The sequence below is a fragment of the Robiginitalea sp. genome (genome assembly GCF_049588695.1).
Classification (GTDB): Bacteria; Bacteroidota; Bacteroidia; order Flavobacteriales; family Flavobacteriaceae; genus Robiginitalea.
The window spans coordinates 1-1,570 of sequence record NZ_JBAVZJ010000345.1; the positions used below are offsets into that span (position 1 = coordinate 1).

The 1,570-nt window shown below is 48.5% G+C and carries 2 protein-coding genes; one reads left to right on the forward strand and one right to left on the reverse strand.

The genetic code is table 11. From position 1 onward, the window contains the following. On the forward strand, positions 1-580 hold a 580-nt coding region (locus WBV75_RS08410; RefSeq protein WP_424120185.1), incomplete at its 5' end, for a M16 family metallopeptidase. Between the two features lie 47 nt (positions 581-627). Here the strand turns inward: WBV75_RS08410 and WBV75_RS08415 are convergent. Beyond that, positions 628-1,570, reverse strand: a 943-nt coding sequence (locus tag WBV75_RS08415) for an ATP-binding cassette domain-containing protein (RefSeq protein ID WP_424120186.1), incomplete at its 5' end; no start/stop codon positions are given.

Below are 1,570 nucleotides of genomic sequence, written 5' to 3' on the forward strand. Positions count from 1 at the left end.
CGGGGCTCCACAATCCACCATTTATTACGGGTTACCCGTCCCGGATCCGTCCAGCCCGGATTATACAGCTTTGGATATTACGAACTCCCTGTTGGGAGGCTCTTTTGCTTCACGAATAACCAGTAATATACGGGAGGACAAAGGATACACCTATTCTCCCTACTCCTCCCTCACCTCCAATTATAAGACCGGTATATGGTATGAGGCGGCAGATGTTACCACAGAGCACACCGGGGCCTCTATAGCGGAAATCAAGAAGGAGATTGAACTCCTGCAGGAAGAACCTCCAACCCAGGAGGAACTCGATGGGATTATCAATTATGAATCGGGTATCTATGTCTTGCAGAATTCCTCTCCCAACGGGATTATCGGGCAACTTATTTTTCTCGACACCCACGATCTCGATGAATCTTTCCTGAAAGACAAGGTCGCCAATATGCACGGGGTCACCCCTGAAAGGGTTATGGAGATCACCCGGAAGTATATCCGCCCTGAAAATATGACCCTTATAGTGGTCGGGGATAAAGCGCAAATCGAAAATCAGATCGATCAAACGCTGGACAAACCGCTGAAACAGTAAAACAGAAGCCTCCATTTAAGAAAGCCCGGGTATTTCCCGGGCTTTTTTTATTCGCGAATGAGCTTTTTGTATTTCAGGCGTTTGGGAACAGCATCCCCACCCAGTCGTTTTTTTCGATTTTCTTCATAATCTGAAAAGGATCCTTCGAAGAAGTAGACCTGGGAATCGCCCTCAAATGCCAGGATATGCGTGCATATCCGGTCCAGGAACCAGCGGTCGTGGGAGATGATCACCGCACAGCCCGCAAAATTATCCAAACCTTCCTCCAGGGCCCTTAGCGTGTTGACGTCCAAATCGTTGGTAGGTTCGTCTAACAAAAGGACGTTACCTTCTTCCTTAAGGGTCATGGCCAGATGTAAACGGTTGCGTTCCCCTCCGGAGAGCATATCCACTTTCTTGTTCTGTTCGCTGCCTGAAAAATTAAAGCGACTTAAATAGGCCCTGGAATTGATTTGATTTCCACCCATAGCGATAAGCTCCTGCCCACCGCTAAAGTTCTGCCATATGGTCTGGTCCGGATCGATATTGGAATGCGCCTGATCCACGTAGGCAATCTTTACCGTGTCGCCTATGGTAAAAGACCCCTTATCCGGGGTTTCCTCTCCCATGATCATACGAAATATGGTCGTTTTACCGGCTCCGTTGGGGCCTATGATTCCGACGATTCCCGCCTGGGGCAACCTGAAATTCAAATCCTCGTACAACAGTTTGTCCCCATAGGCCTTACTCACTCCTTTTGCCTCAATAACATTCGTACCCAGTCGGGGACCATTCGGGATATAGATTTCAAGCTTTTCGTCCAGTTTTTTCTGGTCCTGGCTCATCAATTTATCGTAATTGTTCAAACGCGCCTTTTGCTTGGCATGCCTGCCTTTCGGGCTTTGTCTAATCCACTCCAATTCCCGCTCCAGGGTTTTCTGCCGTTTGCTGGCCTGTTTCTGTTCCTGGGCCAGGCGTTTTGCTTTTTGTTCGAGCCAACTGGAATAGTTC